At 72.1% G+C, this 25,247-nt stretch carries 22 protein-coding genes; 14 read left to right on the top strand and 8 right to left on the bottom strand.

From position 1 onward, the window contains the following. The coding region (locus ETD83_RS23250; protein WP_138647271.1) for a PaaI family thioesterase at positions 1–420 on the top strand (420 nt) is incomplete at its 5' end. Positions 421–455: 35 nt separating this feature from the next. Here ETD83_RS23250 and ETD83_RS42720 read toward each other — a convergent pair. After that, positions 456–608: a hypothetical protein gene (locus ETD83_RS42720; protein WP_171064386.1), complete on the bottom strand. Its 153-nt coding sequence runs from the start codon at positions 606–608 to the stop codon at positions 456–458. A gap of 248 nt (positions 609–856) precedes the next feature. Between ETD83_RS42720 and ETD83_RS23245 the strand changes: the two genes are divergently transcribed. After that, positions 857–1,474: a toll/interleukin-1 receptor domain-containing protein gene (locus ETD83_RS23245; RefSeq protein WP_138647270.1), complete on the top strand. Its 618-nt coding sequence runs from the start codon at positions 857–859 to the stop codon at positions 1,472–1,474. A 24-nt stretch (positions 1,475–1,498) separates the two neighbouring features. Here ETD83_RS23245 and ETD83_RS23240 read toward each other — a convergent pair whose 3' ends face one another. From ETD83_RS23240 to ETD83_RS23230, 3 genes are all read right to left on the bottom strand, one after another. Beyond that, entirely contained in the window at positions 1,499–3,352 is a 1,854-nt protein-coding gene (locus ETD83_RS23240; protein WP_138647269.1) for an SPFH domain-containing protein, read from the bottom strand. Then, positions 3,349–4,764 carry a toll/interleukin-1 receptor domain-containing protein gene (locus ETD83_RS23235; protein ID WP_171064388.1) on the bottom strand — a complete coding sequence of 472 codons (1,416 nt, stop codon included), beginning with the start codon at positions 4,762–4,764 and terminating at the stop codon, positions 3,349–3,351. The genes ETD83_RS23240 and ETD83_RS23235 overlap by 4 nt, the downstream gene beginning before the upstream one ends. Positions 4,765–4,853: 89 nt before the next feature. Continuing rightward, entirely contained in the window at positions 4,854–6,179 is a 1,326-nt protein-coding gene (locus ETD83_RS23230; protein WP_138647267.1) for a protein kinase family protein, read from the bottom strand. Between the two features lie 373 nt (positions 6,180–6,552). On the opposite strand from ETD83_RS23230, the gene ETD83_RS23225 reads away from it, so the two are divergent. The 8 genes from ETD83_RS23225 (at position 6,553) to ETD83_RS23190 (ending at position 14,436) form a co-directional block, all read left to right on the top strand. Continuing rightward, positions 6,553–8,007, top strand: coding sequence for an oxidoreductase (locus ETD83_RS23225; protein WP_171064387.1), 1,455 nt, complete (start codon positions 6,553–6,555; stop codon positions 8,005–8,007). A gap of 12 nt (positions 8,008–8,019) precedes the next feature. After that, positions 8,020–9,183: an acyl-CoA dehydrogenase family protein gene (locus tag ETD83_RS23220; protein ID WP_138647265.1), complete on the top strand. Its 1,164-nt coding sequence runs from the start codon at positions 8,020–8,022 to the stop codon at positions 9,181–9,183. Next, entirely contained in the window at positions 9,180–10,130 is a 951-nt protein-coding gene (locus ETD83_RS23215) for a bifunctional MaoC family dehydratase N-terminal/OB-fold nucleic acid binding domain-containing protein (RefSeq protein WP_138647264.1), read from the top strand. Before ETD83_RS23220 ends, ETD83_RS23215 begins: the two co-directional genes overlap by 4 nt. Then, complete coding sequence (locus ETD83_RS23210) at positions 10,130–11,212, top strand: acyl-CoA dehydrogenase family protein (RefSeq protein ID WP_138647263.1); 1,083 nt, start codon at positions 10,130–10,132, stop codon at positions 11,210–11,212. The genes ETD83_RS23215 and ETD83_RS23210 overlap by 1 nt, the downstream gene beginning before the upstream one ends. Beyond that, a complete protein-coding gene (locus ETD83_RS23205) occupies positions 11,209–11,640 on the top strand; it encodes a MaoC family dehydratase (protein WP_138647262.1) in 432 nt (143 codons plus the stop codon). Before ETD83_RS23210 ends, ETD83_RS23205 begins: the two co-directional genes overlap by 4 nt. Further along, the gene (locus ETD83_RS23200) at positions 11,637–12,812 is read left to right on the top strand and encodes a lipid-transfer protein (RefSeq protein WP_138647261.1); all 1,176 of its coding nucleotides are present in this window, start codon (positions 11,637–11,639) and stop codon (positions 12,810–12,812) included. Before ETD83_RS23205 ends, ETD83_RS23200 begins: the two co-directional genes overlap by 4 nt. 294 nt (positions 12,813–13,106) lie before the next feature. Beyond that, entirely contained in the window at positions 13,107–13,736 is a 630-nt protein-coding gene (locus ETD83_RS23195) for an HNH endonuclease family protein (RefSeq protein ID WP_138647260.1), read from the top strand. A gap of 130 nt (positions 13,737–13,866) precedes the next feature. Next, positions 13,867–14,436, top strand: coding sequence for a putative glycolipid-binding domain-containing protein (locus tag ETD83_RS23190; RefSeq protein WP_138647259.1), 570 nt, complete (start codon positions 13,867–13,869; stop codon positions 14,434–14,436). Here ETD83_RS23190 and ETD83_RS23185 read toward each other — a convergent pair. Beyond that, the gene (locus tag ETD83_RS23185; protein ID WP_138647258.1) at positions 14,382–15,512 is read right to left on the bottom strand and encodes an FAD-dependent monooxygenase; all 1,131 of its coding nucleotides are present in this window, start codon (positions 15,510–15,512) and stop codon (positions 14,382–14,384) included. The two genes, ETD83_RS23190 and ETD83_RS23185, sit on opposite strands and share 55 nt — an antisense overlap. On the opposite strand from ETD83_RS23185, the gene ETD83_RS23180 reads away from it, so the two are divergent. After that, on the top strand, positions 15,486–16,982 hold the full coding sequence (locus ETD83_RS23180; RefSeq protein WP_329602962.1) for a FadD3 family acyl-CoA ligase: 1,497 nt from the start codon (positions 15,486–15,488) through the stop codon (positions 16,980–16,982). The two genes, ETD83_RS23185 and ETD83_RS23180, sit on opposite strands and share 27 nt — an antisense overlap. On the opposite strand, the gene ETD83_RS23175 is transcribed toward ETD83_RS23180, so the two are convergent. Both ETD83_RS23175 and ETD83_RS23170 read right to left on the bottom strand, forming a co-directional pair. Continuing rightward, positions 16,966–17,874, bottom strand: coding sequence for an acyl-CoA dehydrogenase family protein (locus tag ETD83_RS23175; RefSeq protein WP_138647256.1), 909 nt, complete (start codon positions 17,872–17,874; stop codon positions 16,966–16,968). The genes ETD83_RS23180 and ETD83_RS23175 overlap by 17 nt on opposite strands. Then, complete coding sequence (locus tag ETD83_RS23170) at positions 17,871–19,019, bottom strand: acyl-CoA dehydrogenase family protein (protein ID WP_138647255.1); 1,149 nt, start codon at positions 19,017–19,019, stop codon at positions 17,871–17,873. The genes ETD83_RS23175 and ETD83_RS23170 overlap by 4 nt, the downstream gene beginning before the upstream one ends. Before the next feature lie 408 nt (positions 19,020–19,427). Between ETD83_RS23170 and ETD83_RS23165 the strand changes: the two genes are divergently transcribed. From ETD83_RS23165 to ETD83_RS23155, 3 genes are all read left to right on the top strand, one after another. After that, positions 19,428–21,053 carry a carboxylesterase/lipase family protein gene (locus ETD83_RS23165; RefSeq protein ID WP_230421111.1) on the top strand — a complete coding sequence of 542 codons (1,626 nt, stop codon included), beginning with the start codon at positions 19,428–19,430 and terminating at the stop codon, positions 21,051–21,053. A 368-nt stretch (positions 21,054–21,421) separates the two neighbouring features. Beyond that, positions 21,422–21,898, top strand: a complete 477-nt coding sequence (locus tag ETD83_RS23160) for a LytR/AlgR family response regulator transcription factor (RefSeq protein ID WP_230421110.1) — start codon at positions 21,422–21,424, stop codon at positions 21,896–21,898. Between the two features lie 43 nt (positions 21,899–21,941). Continuing rightward, on the top strand, positions 21,942–23,531 hold the full coding sequence (locus ETD83_RS23155) for an outer membrane protein assembly factor BamB family protein (protein WP_138647253.1): 1,590 nt from the start codon (positions 21,942–21,944) through the stop codon (positions 23,529–23,531). Between the two features lie 124 nt (positions 23,532–23,655). Here ETD83_RS23155 and ETD83_RS23150 read toward each other — a convergent pair whose 3' ends face one another. After that, positions 23,656–24,969, bottom strand: coding sequence for a phosphodiester glycosidase family protein (locus ETD83_RS23150; protein ID WP_138647252.1), 1,314 nt, complete (start codon positions 24,967–24,969; stop codon positions 23,656–23,658). Positions 24,970–25,247 lie beyond the last annotated feature (278 nt).

Raw genomic sequence — 25,247 nt, 5'->3', positions numbered from 1 at the left:
GACCCGGACCCTCCCCCGCCGCCGATGTGGAACAACTTCGTGGGCAAGCCCATCGTCTGGCATGACGATCAGGAGAACCGCCCGGCCGGGGAGCCGTACTACGGATCGTGGTACCGATTTCCCGGGCACACCACCGATGACGTCGCGCGCCAGCTCGTCCTGCTGGACACGATCGCCTGGGCGGCGGTCTGGAGCGCGCACCCGCCGGACAGCGGATTCATCGCCCCGAACCTCGATTTGAACGTGCAGTTCCATCGTCCCGCGGTGGCGGCGGAATGGCTGTTCGGGGAGGGCACCGCGGACGTGGCGGAGGACGGGCTCATCGGTTTCCGCAACCGGCTCTGGTCGGACGAGCGGACCCTGCTCGCCTCGGCGTCCGGGCAGCTGATCTGCCGCCCGATCCGGCCCACCCCGCGCTGACCTGCGCCCGCCCTTCGGCCCATCGGCTCGCGGGTTCAGGCGGTCTCCGTGCGGAGCATCCGGAGGAACGCCTTGATCCCGGCGATGACCTCCTGGTTGTCGGTGAGCCGCGCCACGGTTTCCTCGAACTGGCGGCCCATCGCGTCCAGCCGCCGGTCAAGTTCACCGTCCCCGATCGCGGGCGGCACCGGGCCGTACCGCTCAGCGGGACGTCCGCCAACGGCCCCCTCGGGCCACTCACTTCGCCCGGGCCCGGCGTTCGGCGTTACCGGAAATCTCGTTGATCAATGAGCGGGTTTCCGGGGGGAGTTATCGGCCGCCCTGCGAATGGAAACCGCTGTTGCATTGGTGCGACGGTCAAATAATCTGGTTCGGTGGCAACCATGGTCCCGGTATTCGATCATTCGGACGCCGCCGGCAGGCCGGGGCCGCACTGATGGGCGACCTGTCGCTGGTCATCACCCTGGTCGGCGCGGCGGCGGGCGTCGTCGCCGCGACGGCGGGCGTCGTCGGCAGTGTCCACGCGGTCCGGCAGTTCCGGCTGTCGCGCGCCGCGATCCCGTCCGCGCCTCCCGGCCCTCCGCCGTCCACGCTCGCGCCGCCCGCCGCAGCGCCGTCCGCGCCGTCCGGGGGACCCGGTGATGACCGGGACGTGTTCGTCGCCTACGCGCGCGACGACGAGACGTGGGCCAGGGGCCTCGCCGTCCGGCTGGAGGCGGCCGGGTTCACGACCTGGCTCGACGCCTGGGACGTCGGTGCGGGCGACCTGTTCGTCGAGCGGGTGGAGGCGGGGATCCGGGGGGCGCGGAACGCGCTCATGATCGTCGGAGGGCGCACCCCGGACGAGCCCGTGACACGGCAGGAGTACGCCGCGCTGATGACCCGGTCGATCGAGCGCGGCCTGCGGTTCATCCCCGTCGTCCACGGCGCCGGTGAGCTTCCGGTGTTCCTCGCCGAGCGCCGGTGCGTCGACTTCCGCGATCCGGCGCCGTTCGAGGAGAGGTTCGACGTGCTGGTCCGGGCCCTGCGCGGTCAGCGTCCCGCCCGCGTGTGAGGCCGGGAACGCCGCGACCCCCGGTCAGGTGTCCTCTCTCGTACCGCCGTCGCCCCCGTGCGGGCCTGGTGGCTCGTCCCACAGGTCGGGCTCGTCCTCGGACGCCACGACCTGCGCCACGGGGGGCGCTTCGGCGACCGTCTCCGGGGGCTTCTCGGCGGTGCGGAGCTGTTCCAGCAGGTTGCGCACCAGGTTCATCGGCATGGACTCCAGGTAGCCCGACAGGTCGCCGCCGATGTAGTTCGGCACGGGCAGCTTGGACATGTCCTGGATCATCCGCGAGAGCCGCACGTGGTCGGCCCCGAGCAGCTCCGCCTCGGCCTCGATCTGCAGGATGAGGCGCTTCTTCTCGGTCTCCATCCGCGTGAACTCGATCGCCTGCTCGGCGTCGGCGTGCTCCATCTGCCTGGCGAGGAGGTCGCCCCGGGTGTCCTCGCTGAAGATCCGCTGCCGCTCGTCGTAGTACACCTGGTCCAGCGACCTGACCCGTTCGATGTTGGTGCGCACCGCTTCCACGCCCCACGCCTTGAGCGCGTTGCGCACCTGCGAGCTGAGGTTCGTGCGGATGTCGAGGATGCCCGACAGGAACTCCTTCACGGTGGAGTCGGCCGTGATCTCCACGAAGTAGTTCTCCACGGTGGCGCCGAGGACCCGTTCCACGAACCGCTGGACGGGCTGCGGGTCGTCGGTCAGCGCGCCGCCCGCCAGCCGCCCCGCGTCGGGGGAGCTGCCGAACTCGCTGACCAGCCGCGGCGCCGCCGCGGACGGGATCCGCAGGGACTGCGAGACCTCGACCCGCAGCCGGATGCCCTGGCTCGTCTCCAGATCCAGCTCGTGCAGCCGGGCGTCGTAGTTGCCCTGCTTGGCGGAGTCCTTCTTGTTCCACTCCATGTTCAGCAGGAACGTCGGCACCAGCAGCACCTGGACGAACCATGGGTTGAGCGCGTACTCCGAGCCCTCCTTGAGGGTCTCCTGCTGGACGCCGCGGCGCCCGCCGCGATCGATGAACTCCCAGGCGAGCCGGAAGTTGCGGTGCCCGCCGACGCGCGGGCCGACCTTCTCGTTCTCGTCGGGCTCGTCGCCGTCGCGGGTGATCACGACCCCGGTGTGCCCCACCGGGATGGACGTCAGGGCGAGCTGCTCGGCCACCAGCCCCTCCCGGCCCGCGCCGAGGTTCTCGGTGGTCAGCACCTCGAATATCTCCGGGTTGATGTCGTAGAAGGTGCCGCCCGCGAGCACCGCGAGCTGCCGTCCCTGCTCACCGCCGCCCCGCAGGAACGTCGCCCCGTCCTGGAAGTCCTCGCAGGGGACGTGCCGCGCGAACGGCTGACCGGCCTCGCGGACCTTCCCGACCTTCGCCTTCACCAGCCCGACCGTCCCGTCGGGCACGTACGTGCGCGGCACGGTCCGCACCGTGAACAGCGCGGTGTTGATGGCGTAGGAGGAGCCGCCCGGCAGCGTCACCGCCTGCGGTCCCTCCTCGCCGCGGCCCCGCAGGAACTTCGCTCCGTCCTGGAAGTGGTCGCAGTCCTCCACGGGCGGCAGCGCCACCTGCCGATCGCGCGGACGCTTCTGGCCCTCCAGCGCGACGACGAGGCCGACCATCCCCTCCGGGACGTAGATCCGCGGCACGGGCTCGACGGTGTAGAGCCAGGGCATCAGCCACGTCGGCCGCTGCGCGGGGAGGGTGGCCGCCAGCACGCCCCGCGCGGTGTCCGGCACCACGTTCCGGAACGTCGCGTCCGGGTGGGGGCGGCCCCACACGCACCGGACGATGCCGACGTGGTCGACGGGCACGACACGGCGGCCCAGCCAGTAGACGTAGCCGGTCGCCGCGGCTCCGGCCGCCAGGACGAACAGGAACAGGAACAGGGTCACGGTCGGACTCCGCACTCTCGTAGCCGGGTGTGGACGGTCAGCACGGTCTGGGTCCAGTCGTCGTACCAGTCCATGCGCTGTTCGCCGCGCGGGTTGCGCAGCGTGGGGAAGAAGCCGGGCCGGCCGAGGGCGCGAGCGGCGAACTCGCGGTAGGCGGGCACGGCCTCGTCGGCGGAGACGCGCCAGCCGAGCCCGGTCGACAGGGCGAGGAAACCGGCGTGGCCCCTGCCGCCGACCGGTGCGATGGCCGCCTGGGCGCGGAACCCCATGCGGCCGTCCGTGGCGGCGGCCCACAGCTCGTCCAGCCCGGCCAGCAGGTCGCAGGACAGCGCGGCGGCGTCGCGCCGCCCCAGCACACCGGATTGGAGCCGGTTCGCGGCCTCCAGCAGCAGCGTCGTCGTGAGCAGGTCGGCGTGCTCGAACTCGCGCTCGGCCAGCGCGGCGCGCAGCCGCTTCAGCGCGAACGACGCCGGGACGCGGCCGGGCCGGGCCCCGGACGGCCGGAACACGGACGGCGCCGACGCCGACGGCAGCTCCGGCTCCGGCAGGGGACGCCCGCTCAGCGCCGCCTCGTGGAGCGCCACGAGATGCGCGAGGGGCCCGTCGCCGAGCGGCCCGCCCGCGTGCGCGTCCGCGCACCACAGGTCGGCCAGCAGGTAGTGCCTCCGCCCGGCGACGAGCACGGGGAAGAACGGCCGCTCATGCCACTGGGCTTCGAGGATCATGCGGGTGACGTCCTCGGAGTCCTGCGCGGCCGGGGACATCACCACCACGACCACCGTCGCGTGGCGGAGCTGCTGCCGGGTCGTCCAGACGAGGCGGTCGCCGGGGCGCAGGCTCCGCACCGACCAGACCGGCAGGCCCGCCTCCTGGACGCGCCCCACCAGGCCCCTGCCGTATTCGGCGTCCGCGGGGGCGTAGCAAACCACGACGGAACGCCGCTCGGGCTCGCGCAGGGGCCGTGGAGGTTCGCGGAGCACGTCCCTCTCCGGCAGTTCGGCGGCCGTTCCGCCGCCGCGGAGGGTGTCCACCACTCCGGCCACCAGATGATCGAACTTCTCGCCGCCGGGGCCGGCGTCGGCGAAATCCACCCAGGCCCAGTCGCGGGCGAAGGGCGCTATCGGCGCGCCGCCGAACGTCACCGGAATGAACGGCAGCCCCTTTTCCACGCAGGAGCGCAACAGCGCGTCGTACTCGGTGAGCGCCCAGCGGTCGCCCGCGAGTCCGGGGCCGAACACGGCGATTCCCGCGGTGGTGTCACGGAGCGCCTGTTCCAGCGAGTGGATGACGCTGTCCCCGGGGAGGATGAGTTCGTCGAAGAACGCCTCGACCCCGTGCCGGTGGAGCCGGCGCCACAGTTTCCGGACCCATTCGGCGTCCGCCCTTCCGTACGCGAGGTAGAGCTCGACCAAAACACGCCCCCGATCACGTCCGGGAATTGACGTCGCCATCAGAGTAAGCCGACCCTTCCGGCAGGCGTGCTTGATCGCGTTTGGTTGCCTTATCCGGCCAACATGAAACCGACCCGGCCGGGACCGTTTCCCACATATGTCCCGGCCGAATTGTATTCCGTGACGTGGATGTCGAAGCTGACGCCGGGGAAATGGGAGTAAAAGTCCGGTCTCGGGACGGGAAGCCGCACTCGGAAACAGCCGTCGCCGTCAGTCGGAGCGGTGCCCATGGTGTCCGCGTGGAAATTGACCCGGACCCTGCCGTTGGCGACGACGCCCGCGCCGCTGACCGTGATGCGGGTGCCCGGTCCGCCGCTCCGCGGCGTGATCCGCAACCCTCCGCCCGCCGGGCACCGCCCCGGCGGCGGCGCGGCCCGCCGGGGCGGCTTGGACCGCCGCGATTTCGTGACCCGGTCGGCCGAGGGCCGGGTGACCGTGTGGCCCGGTGCCGCCGACGGCGGGTCGTCGCCGTCCGGCACCAGCGCCGTCACCACCGCGACCACGATGAGGACCACGGCGGCGATGGCGATCGCGACGCCCGCCCGGACGGCGACCGGCACGTCCCGTCGCGCCGGAGGCACCGGCGGAACCGCCGGGAACGGACGGACGAATGCCGCCGCCCGCGCCGCCAGCACCTCGCGCCCGCGCCTCTCCCAGTCCGGGCCGTAGGCGGCAGCGGCCTGCGCGGCGACCCGCGCCGGCGTCAGGTCGCGCGGCGGCTCCTTCGCCAGCGCCACGGCGAGCAGCGGGCGCACCGGGGCGGGGACGTCGTCCAGCGGCGGCGGAGCCGTCGTGTGCGCCGCCATCAGGCTGAACGGAGCCGCGCGTGGGAACGGGGGCCGGCCGGTGAGGCACTCGAACAGGACGCAACCGAGGGCGTAGCGGTCGGTGTCCGCCGAGACCGGCGCGTGGCTCCACAACTCGGGAGCCCGCCGCAGCAGGTCGGGCCCCTCGACCGTCCCGAGGGCCAGCCCCGCGAGCAGCACGCGGCCATCCTCGGTGATGAGGATCCGGCATGGCGCCACCAAGTTATTCCGGACGCCAGCGCCTTGGGCGTCGGCGAGCCCGGCCGCCGCGTCCATGGCCACGACCAGGGCCGCCTCGGCGCTGAGCGGCCCGCGGTCGAGCAGCCGCCCGAGACCGATGCCCGGCACCGCGTCGTACACGAGCGCCCCGCCCGCCCCGAGACCCACGTACAGGCCGGGCCTGTCCAGCCGGGGATCCGCCACGAAGCGCCGGAACCGGAGCGTCCTCCCGCCGGGGACGTCCGCCAGCCGAGCCAGGTCAGCGCTGAACGCCGCATACCGCAGGCGATCGGTCAGCGCACGCATCGGCACGTACCGCAGGACGACGCGCTCGCGGGTCTCCTCGTCCACGGCAAGGACGACTGCGTCGCCGAACCGCGCTAACTCTCCGTACCCGGGCGCACTGAAAGCCCCCACGGACCGACGCCCCATCGGCGACCTCCTCGTCCGGCCAAGTCTCCCCCGCCCCTAGGACCCGCGCCCGCCACTGTCCGCTTTGGGACGACCACGGCCGGGGTTTCATGACGCGGCAGTGCGGAGGCTGGAGCTGCTTCGGGTTGCCCTTCTGCCCATGGGGTGGCGGTGCGTGGGGCTGGTGCTGGATCTGGCCTTGAAGGGGCGCATGTTCCCGGGCAGGGTCGGGGCTGAGCGCTCCCAGTCAGCGGGATGTTCGCCGTGGGCGGGCGTCCCGGTGATTAACGTCGGGTCCGGACGGAGGAGCCGGATGAACGACCCGATACCCGACGTGCTGGCCCCGGCGAAATTGGGGCCGGTCACGTTGCGGAACCGCATCGTCAAGGCGGCGACATACGAGGGGCTCAGCAAGAAGAGTCTCGTCACGGACGAGCTGATCGAGTTTCATGTGCGGCACGCTGCGGGCGGTGTCGGGATGACGACCGTCGCTTACTGCGCTGTCGCGCCGGACGGGCGTACCCATCGCAAGCAACTCCTCTGGACGGACGAAGCCCTCCCCGGCATGCGCGAACTGACCGACGCCGTGCATGCCGAGGGTGCCGCCGTCGCTGCGCAGATCGGGCACGCAAGACCTGTGGCGAACCCCAAGGGGAACGGGGCCCCGGCGCTCGCGCCTGGTCGCCGCTTCCATGCGACGAGCATGAGCTTCACCAAGGCGGCGACGCGGGCCGACCTGGAGCGGGTCGTCCAGGGGCATGCGCGGGCGGGGCGGATGGCGATCGAGGCCGGGTTCGACGCCGTTGAGATCCATCTCGGTCACAACTACCTGGCCAGCGCGTTCCTCAGCCCGAAGCTAAACCATCGGAAGGACGAGTACGGCGGGCCGCTGGCGAACCGGGCCTGGTTGTCGCGGGATATCGCGCGGGCGGTGCGGGACGCCGTGGGGGATCGCATCGCGATCACGGCCAAGCTCAACATGGACGACGGCGTGCCCGGTGGCTTCTGGCTGGACGAGGCCGTCCAGGTCGCCCGATGGCTGGAGGCGGACGGCTCGCTCGACGCCCTCGAACTCACCGCCGGCAGCTCGCTCGTCAACCCGATGTACCTGTTCAAGGGCGACGCGCCGATCCACGAGTTCGCCGCCGTCATGCCCCAGCCGATCAGGCTCGGCGTGAAGCTGGTCGGACGCCGGTTCCTGCGCGAATACCCGTACGAGGATCTCTACCTGCTGAAGGACGCCCGGCAGATCCACGCAGCCGTGACGATGCCGCTGATCCTGCTCGGCTACGTCGACGGCTACGGGTTCCTGTACTTCGGCGGACGGTCCGGCGACTGGATCCGCGTCGACTCGGAGAACATCTCCGCGCTGCTCACCCAGAACGTCGTCCGGCGGCATCCGAAGGTCGTGGACGCGGTCGCGTTCGGCGTCCCCGACCCCCGCTCCGGCGACCAGGTGATGGCGGCGATCGAGATCCCCGAAGGCGTGGAGTTCGAGGATCTCGGTCTTCCCGCGTTCCTCGCCGTCGAGGACGATCTCGGCACCAAGGGCGCGCCGCGCTTCGTCCGCGTCTCGCACGCGCTGCCGGCGACCGGCTCGGGGAAGCTCAGGAAGAAGGAGATGCAGCTCGAAGGCTGGCGCACCGGCGACCCCGTCTACCGCTGGGCCGGACGGGGCGCGCCCGAATACGCGCTGATGACCGGGGCCGAGAAGGCGGCGCTCCGCGCGGAGTTCGCCGCCGCCGGCAGGCAGCGTTTCCTTCCGTGAGGGGTTGTTGGCATGGATCTGCGTGAGACGGCGGCGCACCGGGAGCTGCGCGCGGAATTGCGGGCCTATTTCGCCGGCCTGCTACCGGCCGATGTGCGCCGCCGGGCGGGGGAGCAGGGCGTCGGCGGTGAACGGTTCCGCGAGATCGTCAAGATGCTCGGCAACGACGGCCGGCTCGGCTACGGCTGGCCCGTGGAATTCGGCGGGCAGGGCAAGTCGATCGCCGAGCAGTACGTGTTCTTCGATGAAGTGCAGCGGGCCGGGCTGCCGTTTCCGTTCGTCACCGTGAACACCGTCGGCCCGACGCTGATGCGGTACGGCACGGACGAGCAGAAACGCGCCTTCCTTCCCGGCATCCTTTCCGGCGACATCGTTTTCGCGATCGGCTACACCGAGCCCGACGCGGGCACCGACCTCGCGTCGCTGCGGACGAAGGCCGTCCTCGACGGCGGCCATTTCGTGGTGGACGGCGGCAAAGTGTTCACCAGCGGCGCCAATACCGCCGACCACATCTGGCTCGCCGCCCGGACGAACCCGGACGCCCCCAAGCACAAGGGCATCTCCATCCTGATCGTGCCGACCGACGCGGACGGGTTCTCCTGGAGCCCGATCCAGACCGTCGGCGGGATGGTCGTCACGGCGACCTACTACGACGGCGTCCGGGTGCCCGCGTCGTCGGTGGTCGGGGACGTCGACGGCGGCTGGACGCTGATCACCACCCAGCTCAACCACGAGCGCGTCGGCCTCGCCGCGCTCGGCGGCCGGATGGTGCGGCTGTGGGAGGACGTCCGCGACTGGGCCCGCGAGAACGGCGTCCTGGACCTGCCCTGGGTGCGCGCCGACCTGGCCCGCGCGCACGCCAGGCTGGAGGCGATGCGGTTGATGAACTGGAAGATGACCATGGCCGTGGAGGCGGGGACGCTGACCGGCGCGCAGGCCGGGGCCGCCAAGGCGTACGGGACGGAGACGCACATCGACGTCCAGCGCACGCTGACCGGGATTCTCGGCGCGGCCGGGCGGATCCGTCCCGAATCCCCGGGCGCGGTGCTCCACGGGCAGATCGAGCAGCTGTCGAGGCAGGGCATCGTGAACACGTTCGGTGGCGGCGTCAACGAGGTGCTGCGCGACATGGTCGCCGTCCAAGGGCTGGGACTGCCGAGGTCGAGGCGGTCATGACCGACTACGAGACCCGGCTCCAGTCGTGGGCCGGACGCGAGCTGATGGCGCCACGCTTCGGGCAGGACGCGGTGAACGTCCCGATGATCCGCCATTGGGTCGAGGCCATGGCGGACGACAATCCCGTCTACCTCGACGAGGAGGCCGCACGGGCGTCAGGACGCGACGGGATCGTGGCGCCCGCGTCGATGATGCAGGGGTGGACGATGCGCGGCTACGCGGCGTCCGTCCGCCCGGCGCCCGAACCTGCCTCTGAACCGTCGGCGGCCGACGAGCTGAACGGGCTGCTCGCCGAAGGCGGGTACACGTCCGTCGTCGCGACCGACTCGGAGTTCGAGTTCCACCGGGAGCTGGTGCCGGGCGACCGCGTCAGCGTCGAGGAGACCGTCGAGTCGATCTCCCCGGAGAAGAAAACGGCGCTGGGCGCGGGACGCTTCATCAGCACCGTCAGGACGTACCGGGACGCGAACGGCGAGGTCGTCGCGACGCAGCGGTGGCGGACGCTCCGCTTCCGTCCCAAGGAGAAGCCTGAGCCGAAGGCGCTCCGCCCGAGGCCCGCGATCAACCAGGACAATGCGTTCTGGTTCGACGCGGCCCGCGAGCACCGCCTCGTCATCCAGCGCTGCGCCGAATGCAAGTCGCTGCGGCACCCGCCAGGGCCGTGCTGCCCGCAGTGCGGCTCGTTCGAGTGGGACACGGTCGAGGCGTCCGGCGAGGGCCATGTCCACACCTACGTGGTCAACCACCATCCGCGCCATCCGGCGTTCGAGTATCCGCTGGTCGTCGCGGTGATCGAGCTGGCCGAGGGGACGCGGCTGATCGCGAACATGACCGGTGTCGCCCCCGCGGACGTCGAGATCGGGATGCCTGTCGTCGTCGACTGGATCGACCCGGACCCCGATCTGTCCCTGCCCGCGTTCCGTCCCGCCGAGAAGAAGGGCGCCTGATGGACTTCACCCTTGGCGAGGAACTGGAGACCGTCCGGGACCTCGCCCGGCAGATCTTCACCGACCACGCCACGCAGGAGCGGATCAGGGCCGCGGAACGGTCCGTGACCGGGTTCGACGAGACGCTGTGGGCCGCGCTGGGCGGCGCGGGCCTGCTCGGCGTCGCGCTTCCGGAGGACGCGGGCGGTGCCGGGCTCGGGGCCGCCGGGCTCGCCGTCCTGCTGGAGGAGCAGGGGCGCGCGGTCGCGCCCGTCCCGGTCTGGCCCGCCGTCGTCGCCGCGCTGACCGTCGCCGGGCACGGCACGCCGCCCGCGCGGAGCGAGATCCTGCCCGCGCTCGTGGACGGTTCGCGGCGGGCGACCCTCGCGCTGGACGAGTTCGCCCCGTCGTCCGACCCGGCGGAGCCGCGCTGCACCGCCGTCAAGGACGGCGACGGCTGGATCCTGACCGGCACGAAGGCGGCCGTCCCGACGCCCTACGGCGCGAGCCACGTGCTGGTCGCGGCCCGTTCCGCGGACGGCCCCGGCCTCTACCTGCTCGACGCGTCCGCGCCCGGGGCGTCGTGGGAGCGCGCCGAGACCACCACCCACGACAGCGCCGGGCACCTCACCCTGGACGCCGCGCCCGCGCACCCGCTCGGCGGCGGCGCGCTCGGCACCGCGCTGCGCCTCGCCCGCGTCGCGCTCGCCGCCACCCAGGTCGGCGTCGCGGAGGGCGCGCTCCGCCTGGCCGCCGCGCATCTCGCCGGACGGGAGCAGTTCGGGCGCCCGCTCGCGGCGTTCCAGGCCGTGCAGCACCAGCTCGCGGACTGCTACATCGAGATCGACGCGCTGCGCGTCTGCCTGTGGCACGCGGTCTCGCTGATCGCCGCCGGGGAGGACGCCGAATCGGCCGTGCTCGTCGCCAAATGGTGGTCGGACGAGGGCGGGCTGAACGTCGTCCACCGCGTCCAGCATCTGCACGGCGGCATCGGCGTCGACGTCGGCTATCCCGTGCACCGGCACTTCCTGTGGGGCAAGCAGATCTCCGGGACGCTCGGCGGCGCGTCCGCCGACCTCGCCCTGCTGGGAGCCGCCCTGTGAACCGCAGCTTCGAGGACGTGGCCGTGGGGGAGGAACTGCCCGCGCTCAGCGTCCCGGTGACCCGGACGCTGATCGTCGCGACCGCCATCGCGAGCCGCGACTACCAGGACGTCCACCACGACCCGTCCCTCGCCGTCGAGCGCGGCTCCAAGGACGTCTTCATGAACATCCTCACCACCAATGGCCTGGTCGACCGGTACGTCACCGGCTGGGCCGGGCCCGCCGCCGTCGTGAAGGCGATCAGGATCAGGCTCGGCGCGCCCAACCACCCGGGCGACACGATGGTCCTGACCGGCACCGTCGCGGCCAAGCACGCCGAGGACGGCCGGGTCGAGATCGCCGTGCGCGGCGTGAACGCGCTCGGGCCGCACGTCACCGGCACCGTCGTCGTCCAGCTGAACGGCCGGTCGGAGGGGAGCGGCGCATGAGCGTCCTGCCGGGGGCCGCCGCGATCGCGGGCATCGGCGCCACCGAGTTCTCCAAGGACTCCGGGCGCAGCGAGCTGCGGCTGGCCTGCGAGGCGGTGCTCGCCGCCGTCACCGACGCGGGCCTGCAGCCGTCCGACGTGGACGGCATGGTCACCTTCACCGCCGACACCAGCGCCGAGATCCACATCGCGCGGAACCTCGGCCTCGGGGAGCTGACGTTCTTCTCCCGCGTCGGGCACGGCGGGGGCGCGGCGTGCGCGACCGTCCAGCAGGCGGCGATGGCCGTCGCCACCGGGGTCGCGGACGTCGTCGTTTGCTACCGCGCGTTCAACGAACGCTCCGGCACCCGCTACGGCCTCGGCCAGGCAGACCGCCCCATGGACGTCAGCGCCGACCGCGCCGCCTACTCGTGGATGACGCCGTCCGGGCTCGCGACGCCCGCGCAGTGGGTCGCCATGTTCGCCCGCCGCTACATGCACGAGTACGGCGCGACCAGCGAGGACTTCGGGCGGATCGCCGTCGTCGACCGCCGCCGCGCGGCGACCAACCCGGCCGCGTGGTTCTACGGCCGCCCGATCACCCTCGAAGACCATCAGGCGTCGCGGTGGATCGCCGAGCCCCTCCGCCTCCTCGACTGCTGCCAGGAGAGCGACGGCGGCCAGGCGCTCGTCGTCGTGTCCGCCGAACGCGCCCGCGACCTTCCGCACCCGCCCGCCCTGATCTGGGGCGCGGCGCAGGGCTCCGGCAACGACCAGCACATGATGACGAGCTACTACCGCTCGGAGATCACCGGCATCCCCGAGATGGGCCTGGTCGGACGGCAGCTCTACGCGCAGTCGCGGCTCACCCCGGCCGACGTGCAGGCCGCGGTCCTCTACGACCACTTCACGCCGCTCGTCCTGCCGCAGCTCGAAGAGCTGGGCTTCTGCGCCAGGGGCGAGGCGAAGGACTTCGTCGCCGACGGCAACCTCGAACTCGGCGGGCGGCTCCCGTTCAACACGCACGGCGGCCAGCTCGGCGAGGCGTACCTGCACGGCATGAACGGGATCGCGGAGGGCGTCCGGCTGGTCCGGGGCACCTCGGTGAACCAGCCGGGCGACGTGCACAACGTGCTCGTCACCGCCGGGACGGGCGTCCCGACGAGCGGCCTGGTCCTGGGCGCCGACATGTGAACGGACGCCGCGACCGGACCTTTGGTGCCCGGAGCGTTCCGTACAGAGCGAGTTAGCAGGGTTTTCACCGGTACGTTGCGCCCGCGTACCGGCTCCCGCCGGAGCCATCGTCGCAGGTCATGCCGGGTGCGACCGGGGAGCCTACGGCAGCATCCGCCCAACCGCGCCCGCACCTTGGGCAAAGCGTGACATTTCAGACACTTACCGTGAAATGCCACGGTCGCAGAGCCGCCGTTCCCGCCCTCACAGGAGCCTCCGGCCCCGGCCGGGAACGGCCGCAGGAGGGCAACCCCCATGCGACGAACGTCCCTGTTCCTGCTGCCCGCCATGCTCGGCGCGGCGCTGATCGGCGTCCTCGGGACGCCGGCGTCGGCGACGCCGCCCAACATCCCGTCCGCCGCCACGGCCACCTCCCGGCTGGCCGCGCTCACCGTCACCGCCGAGTCCCACGGCAGCACCTACAACCGCGACCTGTTCCCGCACTGGATCACCATCTCGGGAGCGTGCAACACCCGCGAGACCGTCCTGAAGCGGGACGGGACCAACGTCGTCACCGACTCCGCGTGCTACCCGACGTCGGGCTCCTGGTACTCGCCCTATGACGGCGCCACCTGGACCCTCGCCTCCGACGTGGACATCGACCACATGGTGCCGCTCGCCGAGGCGTGGGCCTCCGGCGCCTGGGCCTGGACGACGTCCCGCCGCCAGGCGTACGCCAACGACCTCGGCGGCCCGGAGCTGTGGGCCGTCACCGACAACGTCAACCAGTCCAAGGGCGACCAGGACCCGGCCCAGTGGCAGCCGCCGCGCACCGCGTTCCGCTGCACCTACGCCCGCGCCTGGATCCAGGTCAAGTGGTACTACGGCCTCACCGTCGACAGCGCTGAGAAGAGCGCCCTGACCTCGATGCTCGGCACCTGCTGAGCCTGTTGGCGACCGCCCGGCCCGCCGCCCGATCGCCGGGTGGCGGGCCGGGGTGGGCGGCCGCTCTATCAGAACGGAATGCTCTATTCCAAACTCGACCGAGGGCCTGACCTGCGAGACGATGGGCGGCATGTTCGCGGAACCGCCGCCGGCGGCGGCCTGGCGTCACCGTGACGCGCGTGCCGGGTTCGAGGTCCTCCGATCGACCCGGACGGGCGGCGGCTGGACGCTGCACGGCGTCACCACGGCCGTCGAGGACGGCACGCCCTGGGCCGTCGAGTACGTCATCGACGTGGACGACGACTGGCACACGCGCGGCGCCGAGATCGTCCACCCGATCGAGGGGCGACGGGTGAGCCTCCGGCGGGACGGGCCCGGACGGTGGCTCGTCGACGGCCTGCACGTCCCCGAACTGGACGGCTGCCTCGACGTCGACCTGGAGTCGTCCGCCATGACGAACGCGCTGCCCGTGCACCGGCTGCGCCTGGCCGTGGACGAGACCGCGGACGCGCCCGCCGCCTACGTCCGCGCCGCCGACCTGACCGTCTCCCGCCTGGACCAGACCTACCGGCGGCTGCCCGACGCCGAACGGCACCAGCGCTACTACTACGACGCGCCCGCCTTCGACTACACCGCCTGCCTCGTCTACGACGAGACGGGATTCGTCCTGGAGTACCCGGGGCTCGCGGTCCGCGTCTGAAACGCGTGCGTCCTACGTCGCCTAAGGGACCTTCGTGTCGCTTCGCGACGCGGGGGCGCTGAGGCGGTTGCTGAAGCGGGCGAGCATGGTGGTCTGGGACGTTTCCGGGAAGAGGCGTCGAGGGTGGGCGGCATGGTGTGGGCGGCGTCGCCGACCAGCGTGATGCGGCCGTCTCCCCAGACGCGGCGGACCTTGTTCCAGTGGTGGCCGAAGAACTCGAGGTCGTCGTCGGTGGCGGCGGCGAGCACCTCCGGGACGGGCGCCGCCCAGTGCCCGAAGCGGCGCCTCAGGCCGGACAGCGGGGAGGCGGGGCGCGGGTCGGCGGGGGACCAGCGCACGTCGAACCACCATTGCAGGAGGCCGTCCCCGGCGGGCATGAGCCCGCACGCGCCCTCCCGTCCGGTGATCATGTAGTGGCGGTGGGTGCCGGTGAGGTCGACGTCGATCGGGCTGAGGCCCTGCCAGGTGCCGAAGGTCGCCGGACGGACCGCGCCGTCGCCCCACAGGTGGCGCCGGACGATCGAGTGGTGGCCGTCCGCGCCGATGAGCAGGTCTCCGGTGGCGGACGATCCGTCCCCGAAGGTCGCGGTGACGCGGTCGCCGTCCTGGGAGATGCGCTCGCAGGTCATGCCGTAGCGGACGAGGCCGCCGGGCAGGCCGTCGGCGAGGCGGTCCATCAGGTCGCGGCGGGCGATGGCCTTGGTCTCGAAGCCGAAGCGGGCGGCGGTGTGGGCGATGTCCTGGGTGGTGCGCAGGCGGCCGTCCGAGGTCAGGGCGTCGATCCTGTCGATGCGGTTGCCCGCGCCGTCCAGGGCGATGCCGAGGTCGTGCAGGACGGCGGTCCCGTTGCTCCAGATGAGGACCGCCTTGCCGCCCGTCCGGCGGGCTGCGCCGAGGCCCGGACGACTGACGCCGCCGCGTACCGGTGAGCGGGATGAGGCTTCGCCCGGTCGGCCCGGCCGCGCCCATGATGAACGGTTATGGACGAGCTGACGATTCCGGGGACGCTGGCGCGGGCCGCAGAGGAGTTTCCGGAGGCGGAGGCCGTCGTGGACGGCGACGTCCGGGTGACCCACGCGGAGCTGCGGGAGCGCGCCCGGCGGGCGGCGGGCGCGTTCGTCGGCGCCGGGATCGAGCCCGGTGACCGCGTCGCGATCTGGGCGCCGAACGGGCTGGCGTGGATCGTCACCGTGCTCGGCGCGATGGGGGCCGGGGCGACGCTCGTCCCGTTGAACACGCGGTTCAAGGGGGACGAGGCGCGGTGGCCGCTCGCCAAGGCCGAGGTCAGGCTCCTCTTCGTGGAGGACGGGTTTCTCGGCATCGACTATCCCGGAATGCTCGGCCTGGACGGGGCGGGCGTCGTGTCCGGGCTTCCGGCGCTGGAGGCCGTGGTCACGCTCAACGGGCCCGCGCGGCCGGGCGTCAGGACGTGGGACGAGTTCGCGGGCAAGGCCGTCCCCCAGACGGAGGCCGATGCGCGAGCCGCGGCCGTCCGGGCGGACGACATCGCCGACGTTCTGTTCACGTCCGGGACGACGGGCAAGCCCAAGGGCGTCATGTGCACGCACGAGCAGAACGTCCGCACCTACCGCGCGTGGACGGGCCGGACGGGCGTCCGGGCCGGTGACCGGTACCTGATCGTCAACCCGATGTTCCATTCGTTCGGCTACAAGGCGGGCGTCCTGGCCTGCCTGTTGACGGGCGCCACGATGGTGCTCCAGCGGACGTTCGACGTCCCGGAGACGCTGCGGCTGATCGAGCAGGAGAAGATCACGGTCCTGCCGGGGCCGCCGACGATCTACACCTCGCTGCTCGACGCCCCCGGCCGCGGCGAGCGGGACCTCTCCTCGCTCCGGCTGGCCGTGACGGGCGCGGCGGACGTGCCCGTGGCGCTGGTGCGGCGTATCCGCGCCGAGCTGTTCCCGCAGGTCGTGACCGCGTACGGGCTGACGGAGTCGTCCGGGACGGTGTCGGCCTGCTCGGTGGACGACGATGCCGAGACGATCGCCACCACCTGCGGAAGGCCCATCGCGGACGTCGAAGTCGCCATCGTCGACGAGAAGGGCGCGAGGGTCCCGGCGGGGACGGACGGCGAGGTGCTCGTCCGCGGCTACAACGTGATGAAGGGCTATCTGGGCGACCCGGAGGCGACGGCGAACACGATCCGCAACGGCGGCTGGCTCGACACGGGCGACCGGGGGCGCCTGGACGAGCGCGGCAACCTCACCATCACCGGACGGACGAAGGAGATGTTCGTCGTCGGCGGCTTCAACGTCTACCCGGCCGAGGTCGAGGACGTGCTCGCCCGCCATGACGCCGTCGCCGAGTCGGGTGTCGTCGGCGTCCCCGACGTGCGCCTTGGCGAGGTGGGGCGGGCCTACGTGCGGCTCCGGCCGGGGCGGAACGTCACGGCGGACGAGCTGATCGGGCACTGCCGCGAGCGGCTCGCGAACTTCAAGGTCCCCCGGGAGGTCGTCTTCGCGGACGACCTCCCGAAGACCGCGTCCGGCAAGGTCCGCCGCGTCGAGCTCAGAGCGCGGCCATGACGCGCGCCTTGTGCTCGGACGGGGTGCCCCAAGCCGAGTACAGGGCGCGTGCCTTGCGGATCCACAGGGACGGGTCGTACTCGTCGGTGTAGCCGATCGCGCCGTGCACCTGAAGCGCTGTCTTGGCCGTCGCGTAGGACGCCTCGGACGCGGCGGCCTTGGCGGCGGACACGTCCCGCGCGAAGTCGGGCGTCCCGTACGACAGCGCCGCCCCGTACACGAGCGGGCGCGCGAACTCGAGTTCGACCAGCGCGCTCGCCAGGTGGTGCTTGACCGCCTGGTATTCGCCGATCGGACGTCCGAACTGCCGCCGGGTCTTGGCGTAGGCGACGGACACGTCCAGCAGCGACCGGCCGAGGCCGATCTGCTGCGCCGCGCACAGCAGCGCGCCGAAATCGGTGAAACCAGGAGCGGCGGACGGGACGCGGAACAGCCGCCGTGCCGGGTCCAGTGACGTGGCGGGCTCTCCGGGTTCGCGTTCGGCGCCGTCCACGGTGAGGACGAGGTCGGCGATGTCGGCGTCCAGCGCGTGCGGGACGGCGAGCGACACGATCGCCTCGCCGCCCGCGATCCGCGCCGGCCACGGCGACTTGCCCCCGCCCAGGAGTTCGGCGGCGGCGAGGGTCTCCACGTACGGGCCGGGGGCGGCGGCGCGTCCGAGTTCCTCGGCGGCGACGCACAGCTCGACCGGCAGCGGCCCGGCGCCGCCGGAGCCCTCCGGCACGGCGAGCGCGAACACTCCCGCTTCGGTGACCGACGACCACAGCGCCCGGCCGGGGCCCGTGTCACCGGCCGCCCACGCGCGGATGGTCTTCGGGGTTTCCGACTCCGCGAGGACGGCGCGCAGCGTCTCGCCGAACATGCGCTGCTCGGCGGAGAGGACGAACTTCACCGGGACCCCCTCGGCAGGCCGAGCAGCCGCTCGGCGATCACGTTGCGCTGGATCTCGTTGGTGCCCGCGTAGATCGGCCCGGCGAGCGCGAACACGTAGCCCTCCAGCCACTCCGACTCCAGCTCGCCGTCCGGGCCGAGCAGGTCGAGGGCGGTCTCGTGCAGCGCCACGTCCAGCTCCGACCAGAAGACCTTGTTCAGGCTCGACTCGGAGCCGATGTCGTCGCCGCGCGAGATCGTCTCGAATCCCTTGAGCCGGTAGGCCCGGGACCGGATCCAGGCGTCGGCGACCCGGTCCCGCATCGCCATGCCGGACGGGTCCGCCGGGTCTGACGGGTCCGCGCGCTCCTTCCACAGCCGGACGAGGCGTTCCGCCGCCGCCATGAAACGTCCGGGGCTGCGGAGGGTGAGGCCGCGCTCGTTGCCCGCGGTGGCCATCGCGACGCGCCAGCCGTCGCCGGCCGTTCCGATGACGTCCTCGTCCGGGACGAACACGCGGTCGAGGAACAGCTCGGCGAACGCGGGCCTTCCGTCCAGCCGCCCGATCGGGCGGACCGTCACGCCGTCCGCGTCCAGCGGGAACATCAGGTAGGTCAGCCCGCGGTGGCGCGCCTCGCCCGGATCGGAGCGGAACAGGCCGAAACCCCGGTCGGCGAACGCGGCCCGGGAGCTCCACGTCTTCTGCCCGTCGAGCAGCCAGCCGCCGTCCGTGCGGGTGGCGGTCGCGCGGAGCGCCGCGAGGTCGCTGCCCGCGCCCGGCTCCGACCATGCCTGCGCCCAGATCACCCCGCCCCCGGCCATCGGCGGGAGGACGCGCGCGAGCTGCTCCGGCGTGCCGTGCTTCAGCAGCGTCGGGGCGAGGAGGTTGATCCCGTTCTGGCTGACGCGTCCCGGCGCGGCGGCCGCGTAGTACTCCTCCTCGAAGATCAGCCACCGCAGGACGGACGCGCCGCGCCCGCCGTACTCCTCGGGCCACGACACGGCGCCGAGCCGTGCCCGGCCGAGCGTCCGCTCCCACTCCCGGTGCGCCGCGAAGCCGTCCGCGGTCTCCAGCGACGGCAGCGGCCCGGACGGGACGTGCTCGCGCAGCCACGCCCGTACCTCCGCGCGGAACTCCTCGTCCGCCGCCCCGAACTCCAGATCCATCTGCTGCCGCCCTCGCGCTCGCCCGGCGTTATTCTAACAACTGTTTGGTAGAGTAATGGTGTGCCCGCGACCGCGCCAGCCGCGCTCCCGGCGACCGGGATCGGCCCAGGACCGCCTGACTGACCGGCCGCGGAGGCTGTGCCGGGGCCGTCCGCCGGTGGGGTGGCACCGCTTGGCGAGTCGGCGGCACCGCTCAGCGGGAACGGCGCGAATTCTCCTGTTACGTCGGCTTATGCCGGACTTATCGTCCACCCGCTGGGGGGACGGGCGGCGGGCGCGGAATTACCGCCTGCCGGGAGCCCGTCGAACTGTAGCCGACGGTAAAGGACGCCGAGCATGAGAATGCCGAAAAAGAGGACCGGAACAACGGCCTCGGGCGCGAGAAGATCCGGCAGGAACACGTCGGGCGTGAAAATCAGTAAATGGATCGTCCCGGCGATCGGCGCGGCGGCGGTCGCCTTCGCTCCCGTGCTCCCCGCGGCACAGGCCGCCGACGCCGGGCACAACGGCTCCGGCAAAGCGCTGGTATGCGCGAGTGGCACGACCGTCCAGACGGACAAAGGCCCGGTGTGCGGCCAGATAGCCGATGGTGTCAAGACTTGGCTCGGTGTTCCGTACGCGACGCCGCCGCTTGGAAATCTGCGCTGGGCTCCACCGCAACCGGCGGCTCCCTGGACGAACACGCTTGAGGCCAACGCCGCGGGCCCGACCTGCCCGCAGCCACCGGGGCTCGGACAGGGCTCGACGAACGAGGACTGCCTCCGGCTGAACGTCACCGCCCCCGAGCGGACCGACGGCAAGCCGCTGCCGGTGATGGTCGAACTGCACGGCGGCGGGTTCCGGTTCGGCGCGCCGTCCGACGGCAAGCACCTGGTGAAGAACGGCGGCGTCCTGCACGTCGGCGTCCGGTACCGGCTCAACATCTTCGGGTTCATGTCGCACAAGGCGTTCGGCGAGACCTCCGGTAACTACGCGTTCCGCGACCAGCAGGCCGCGCTGCGCTGGGTGCAGGCCAACATCGCGAAGTTCGGCGGCGACCCGAACAACGTGACCATCTACGGCGCGTCCGCGGGCGGGTCGAGCGTGTGCGCCAACACCGCCTCGCCGACCGCGAAGGGGCTGTTCCACAAGGGCATCCCGCAGAGCGGCGAGTACAACTCGCGGCGCGGCAACGACGTGCAGTGGCAGCCGCAGGACTGCGCCGCCGACCTGCCGACCCGGGCGGAGGCACAGCAGGCCGCCGACCGCTTCGCGGCGGCCGTGGGCTGCGGGAACGCCGCCGACGTGGCGGCCTGCCTGCGCGCCGTCCCCGTCCAGCGGCTCCTGGACCAGACCGGCCGCGGCGTCGGGGCGGACGTCGGGACGCAAGGGCCCGTCGTCGACGGCGAGGTGCTGCCCATGTCGCCCGCCCAGGCGTTCGCCGAAGGGAAGCTCAACAACGTCGCGCTGATGCACGGCGTCGACCGCGACGAGACGCAGCTCCCGTCCGCGAACACGCCCGCCGAGTACCAGGCGAACATCCGCCAGCAGTACGGCGACGCCGCGGACGAGGTCATGAAGCTGTACCCGATCGAGCGGTTCCCGGACCCCTCGCCGTTCATCGCGTACCGGACCATCGTGGCCGACTCCAACTCCGTCTGCCCGGCGCTCATCAACGACCAGCGGATGGCCAAGCACATCAAGCTGTTCGCCTACCAGACCGACAACGCCGACGCCCCGCCGATGTTCTTCCTGGACGCGACCAAGCCCAACGGGTCGTACCACATCAGCGAGAGCATCTTCCTCAGCCCGTTCGGCAACACCACGCTGACGCCCAACCAGGCGTCGTTCGGCAAGCAGCTCACCGCCCAGTGGACGGGATTCGCCCGCACCGGGAACCCGACCGTGGACGGCACCCCGCTGTGGACGCCGTTCACCGAGTCCGACCAAGGCGTCATGTCGCTGGTGCCCGCGGGTGACAGCGAGATGACCAGGGAGATCGGAAGGCAGCACCACTGCGACTTCTGGAAGAAGTACATGGCCTTCGGTAAGTAATCTGGATAACGGTAATCGGCTGACTGAGCACTTCATCGACCAGGCGGATTGACGTGGAATGCCGCAGATTGTGCGCTACGTGCCAGATTTCGCATCGGCCTCTTGAACGCCCCCGGCCGCGCGGATTCCATGAGCGCATGCGAGCCACAGCGGTTCATTCTCGTCCGGTCTCATTCCAGAGCCGAACACCCCCGCCGAGTCTTACCGCGTCTCAGGGTCGAACACAGTCTCAGAGTCGTACGCCAGCTCCGAGTCGAACACCAACCCAGGAACTGGCACAGTCGCAGAATCGTACGCAGCCGCAGAGCCGTGCACAGCAGGGGCGACTGCCGCCCCGCCCGGCCGAGGACGAGGAACGTCTGGTCGTCGTGGTCGTCGTCAAGGACACCGGCGCCGACGAGCTCATCCCGGTCGGGCTGGGGCGTGCCGTGCATTTCGTCCGGCGGTCGGAGGTCAGGTACGCCGAGGCCCACGGCGACTACGCGCGCCTCTACACCGGGGCCGGAAGCCACCTGGTCAGGGTCTCCCTGGCCGCCTTGGAGGAGGCGTGGCGGGACGCGGGATTCGTCCGCATCCACCGGTCGCACCTGGTCTCGCTCGCGCACATCGACGAGATGGTCGTCGAGTCGGGGCGGTGCACGCTCAGGGTCGGCGGTACGCGACTGACCGTCAGCCGGCGCAACACGGGCGCTCTGCGCGACCGCCTGCTCAGGGGAGCCCTGCCGGGCCCCTCCCGGCGCTCCCAAAGCTCCCAGAACTCCCGGGGATCCCAAAGCTCCCGCGGCGGCCGCGCCACCCGCGCCGCCCGCAATCCCCGCGGCTCCAGGAACTCCCGAGGTTCCTGAGCCCCACCCTCGAAGCTCCCAATTCCCGAAGGGAAAACTGACGATGCGTCCCATAAGACGGGCGGCCGCACTGGCCGTCGCCGCTTGCCTGCTGGTGAGCGGGGCCGTCGCCTCCGGGCCCGCCGCGTCCGGGCACCAGCGGGCCCCCGACTCGGACTGGCCGACCTGGACGAAGGACCTCCTCGGCAGCCGGCACGCCGCCGCGGAAGACCAGATCACACCGAAGAACGTCGGCGAGCTCAAGCTCAAGTGGGCGTTCGGTTACCCGCGCCAGGCGGGCGGGCCGCGCAGCCAGCCGGCCGTCGTCGGCGACACGATCTACTTCGGCGGGCCGGACGGCGTCTACCGCGCCGCCGACGCGAAGACGGGCGCGCTCAAGTGGCAGTTCGACCTGTCCACGGTCGGCACCGGCTTCACCCAGGTGCGCGACGGCGCGTCCATCTCCGAGGGCAAGATCTTCTTCGGCGACACCCGCGGCTACCTGTACGCCCTCGACCAGGCCACCGGGAAGCTCGCCTGGGCCGAACGGATCGACGACTTCCCCGGCGCCACCCTGACCAGCTCCCCGATCGTCTTCCAGGGCCGCGTCTACGTCGGCACGTCGAGCGGCGAGAACCTCAACGGCAAGAACTACCCCTGCTGCCGGTTCCGGGGCCACGTCGACGCCCGCGACATCAAGACCGGCAAGCTCGACTGGCGCTTCTACACCGTCCCCGAGCCGAAGCAGGACGGCACCTGGCCGAACGGCCAGCCGCGCTACGGCCCGTCCGGGGCGGGCGTGTGGAGCTCTCCCACCATCGACCCGTCCACCAAGACGCTCTACGTGGGCACCGGGCAGAACTACAGCGGGAGCGGCGGGCACTTCGACTCCGTCCTCGCGCTGAACACCGAGACGGGCGAGCCGCGCTGGACGCGCAAGATGACCGACGTCGACACCTGGCGCCGGGAATGCAACAGCCCCTCGCCCGAGGACCAGAAGTACTGCCCCAACCTGCCCGACGGCACCGCGCTCGACTTCGACCTCGGCGCCACGGCGAACATCTTCACCGCGAACGGGCGGCGCCTCATCGGCATCGGCCAGAAGGTCGGCGTCTACCACGTGCTCGACGCCGCCACCGGCGAGATCGTCTGGCAGCGCCAGCTGTCCGAGCCCATGCCGGGCGGCGGGCTCAGCGGCATCCAGTGGGGGTCGAGCTATGACGGCCAGCGCCTCTACGTGGCGACCTACATGGCGAACCCGGGCACGCTGTTCGCGATCGACCCCGCCAACGGCCACATCATCTGGAAGAAGCCGAACCCGTCCGACGGCTGCACGACCGGCGGCGCGGCGCAGTACCCGAACGTGTGCCGGCTCGGTCACCCGCCCGCGGTGACCACCTCGCCGGGACTCGTCTGGGAGGGCAGCATGGACGGCAAGTTCCGCGCGTACTCGACCGAGACCGGCGACGTGCTGTGGAGCTTCGACACCATCGCCGACTTCCCGACCGTCAACGGCGGCACCGGGCGCGGCGGCTCCCTCGCCGGAGGCGGCGGCGCCGTCGTCGCCAACGGGATGGTCTACGTCCTGACCGGCGACATGTTCACCAACTACCCGAATGACAAGGGCCACGTCATGCTGGCCTTCGGCCGGTAACCACCCGGCCTCCGGCCGGTGGCCATCGCTCCGGCCACCCGCCTCGGCCGCTTGCCTCGGGCGGCCGATCGCGCCGGCGGGGACGACGCCCTCGACGTCCTCCCCGCCGGCGCCTCACCCGTTCTCAGGGGCGGGAGCCGTCCACGAAGACGCCGATGCCGTTGGCGACGGCGCGTTCCCGGCCGTCCGAGGGCACGTTGCGCACGACCGACTTCCCGCCGCTGCGGGTGACGAACGTGGACGAGCCGCCGCCGTCCAGGTTGACGGCGTCGTCCACGCCCGCCTCGTCCAGCAGCGAGGCGAGTTCGGCGACGGTCAGGCCGGCGCTGCGCTCCGATCGGCCGTCCGCCACGACCAGGTACATCCGGCGGCCGTCGCGGCTCACGCCCGCGGCCGTGCGCGGGGCCGGGCCCTTCGGGTCGAGGCCGGCCAGCGGCTCGCCGTCCCGCAGCACGGGGAAGCCGCCGATGGCGAAGCTGAACCTCCGGGGGCTCGTGAAGCGGTAGCCGATCCGGACCCGGTCGCCGGGACGCAGCCCGCGCAGCGCGTTCGCGCCGTCCTCGCGCCCGACGAGCACCGTCGTGTCCTGCGGGATGGCGCCCGCGCCGACCTCGTCCGCCACCTTCGTGACCACGCCCCGCCGGACGGTCACCTCGGCGGTGTTCGTGCTGCAGGGAGCATTCCGGACGGTGTCCGTCCCGCACACCGCGCGCTGACGTGACACGCCGCCCCACTCGTCGGTGAACGCGCCCGCGCTCCCCACCGGCAGCGCGTACTGGTTGAGCCCGCGCACCGCGATCCGCGTGGCGCCCGCCCGGATGGTGCCGGTCAGATGCAGGCGTCCGAGATGCCCGCGCTTGTCGGCGCCGACGCCGATGACGTCCTCGGCGGACGTTCCGGGCGGCAGCGCGGGGCCGAACCGCTGCCCGTCCGGCACCGCGCCCTTGAGCGGGCTGCCGTCGTCCACCTCGGGGCCGGACGACGACCCGGTCGCCACCACGCCCGGACGCGTCTCGCTGACGTTGAAGAAGTCGCCGTTGATCCCGGCCAGCGCGCGCTGCGCGTCCGCCATCGCCGAGACCCTCTGCCGCGCGGCCACGTTCGGCGGATGCAGCAGGCCCATGCTGACGCCGGGGCCGCGCAGGTCCACGTCCAGCAGGTCGCCGAGCACCGGGCCGCCGATGCCGGTCGTCTCGAACGTCTTGAACACGACACCGGGCGCGAGCTCGGTCGTGGACGTGAACCGCAGCTTCCCGATGGTGGCCGACGACGGCAGGACGGCCGCCCGCGCGTCCGGGCGCTCGCCCGAACCGGCACCGTCCCTGTCCGGCGGCCCCGGCACGCCCGCCGGACGCCGCGCTTCGGCCTGCGCCGGAACGGGGCCGGCACCGGCGACGAGCCCGATGGTGACCAACACGACCGTGAGTTTCCGTGGCATGGGCAACGCCCCTCTCAGCGGAGAACAAGCTCGCTGATGATTACGCAAGCGGGGTGAAGATCCGGCGATCCGGCCGCCAACAATCTCCGAAGATCACGTGAGCCGGGCCCTTCGCCGTGGTCGCGGCCGAGCTGTGCGCGCTGGTCGCCGAGCATTCGCTCCGCGAGGAAACTGCGCGATCTCGGCGAGCCGCGGAGCATCGTGGTGCCGTCCGGCTGACGCGACCCGGCGGCGCGGAAGCCGGTGTCGGCGGTCTAGCGGGTTGGCGGGTCGTGGGT

Source organism: Actinomadura soli, from assembly GCF_005889715.1.
GTDB classification, from domain to species: Bacteria; Actinomycetota; Actinomycetes; order Streptosporangiales; family Streptosporangiaceae; genus Spirillospora; species Spirillospora soli.
This window is presented reverse-complemented; position numbering and strand designations above follow the sequence as displayed.

Excerpts from the sequence above, each read along its gene's own strand:
- ETD83_RS23245 (WP_138647270.1), top strand. The coding sequence starts at position 857 with ATGGGCGACCTGTCGCTGGTCATCACCCTGGTCGGCGCGGCGGCGGGC.
- ETD83_RS23225 (WP_171064387.1), top strand. The coding sequence starts at position 6,553 with ATGAACGACCCGATACCCGACGTGCTGGCCCCGGCGAAATTGGGGCCG.
- ETD83_RS23220 (WP_138647265.1), top strand. The coding sequence starts at position 8,020 with ATGGATCTGCGTGAGACGGCGGCGCACCGGGAGCTGCGCGCGGAATTG.
- ETD83_RS23215 (WP_138647264.1), top strand. The coding sequence starts at position 9,180 with ATGACCGACTACGAGACCCGGCTCCAGTCGTGGGCCGGACGCGAGCTG.
- ETD83_RS23210 (WP_138647263.1), top strand. The coding sequence starts at position 10,130 with ATGGACTTCACCCTTGGCGAGGAACTGGAGACCGTCCGGGACCTCGCC.
- ETD83_RS23200 (WP_138647261.1), top strand. The coding sequence starts at position 11,637 with ATGAGCGTCCTGCCGGGGGCCGCCGCGATCGCGGGCATCGGCGCCACC.
- ETD83_RS23195 (WP_138647260.1), top strand. The coding sequence starts at position 13,107 with ATGCGACGAACGTCCCTGTTCCTGCTGCCCGCCATGCTCGGCGCGGCG.
- ETD83_RS23190 (WP_138647259.1), top strand. The coding sequence starts at position 13,867 with ATGTTCGCGGAACCGCCGCCGGCGGCGGCCTGGCGTCACCGTGACGCG.
- ETD83_RS23170 (WP_138647255.1), bottom strand. The coding sequence starts at position 19,019 with ATGGATCTGGAGTTCGGGGCGGCGGACGAGGAGTTCCGCGCGGAGGTA.
- ETD83_RS23155 (WP_138647253.1), top strand. The coding sequence starts at position 21,942 with ATGCGTCCCATAAGACGGGCGGCCGCACTGGCCGTCGCCGCTTGCCTG.
- ETD83_RS23150 (WP_138647252.1), bottom strand. The coding sequence starts at position 24,969 with ATGCCACGGAAACTCACGGTCGTGTTGGTCACCATCGGGCTCGTCGCC.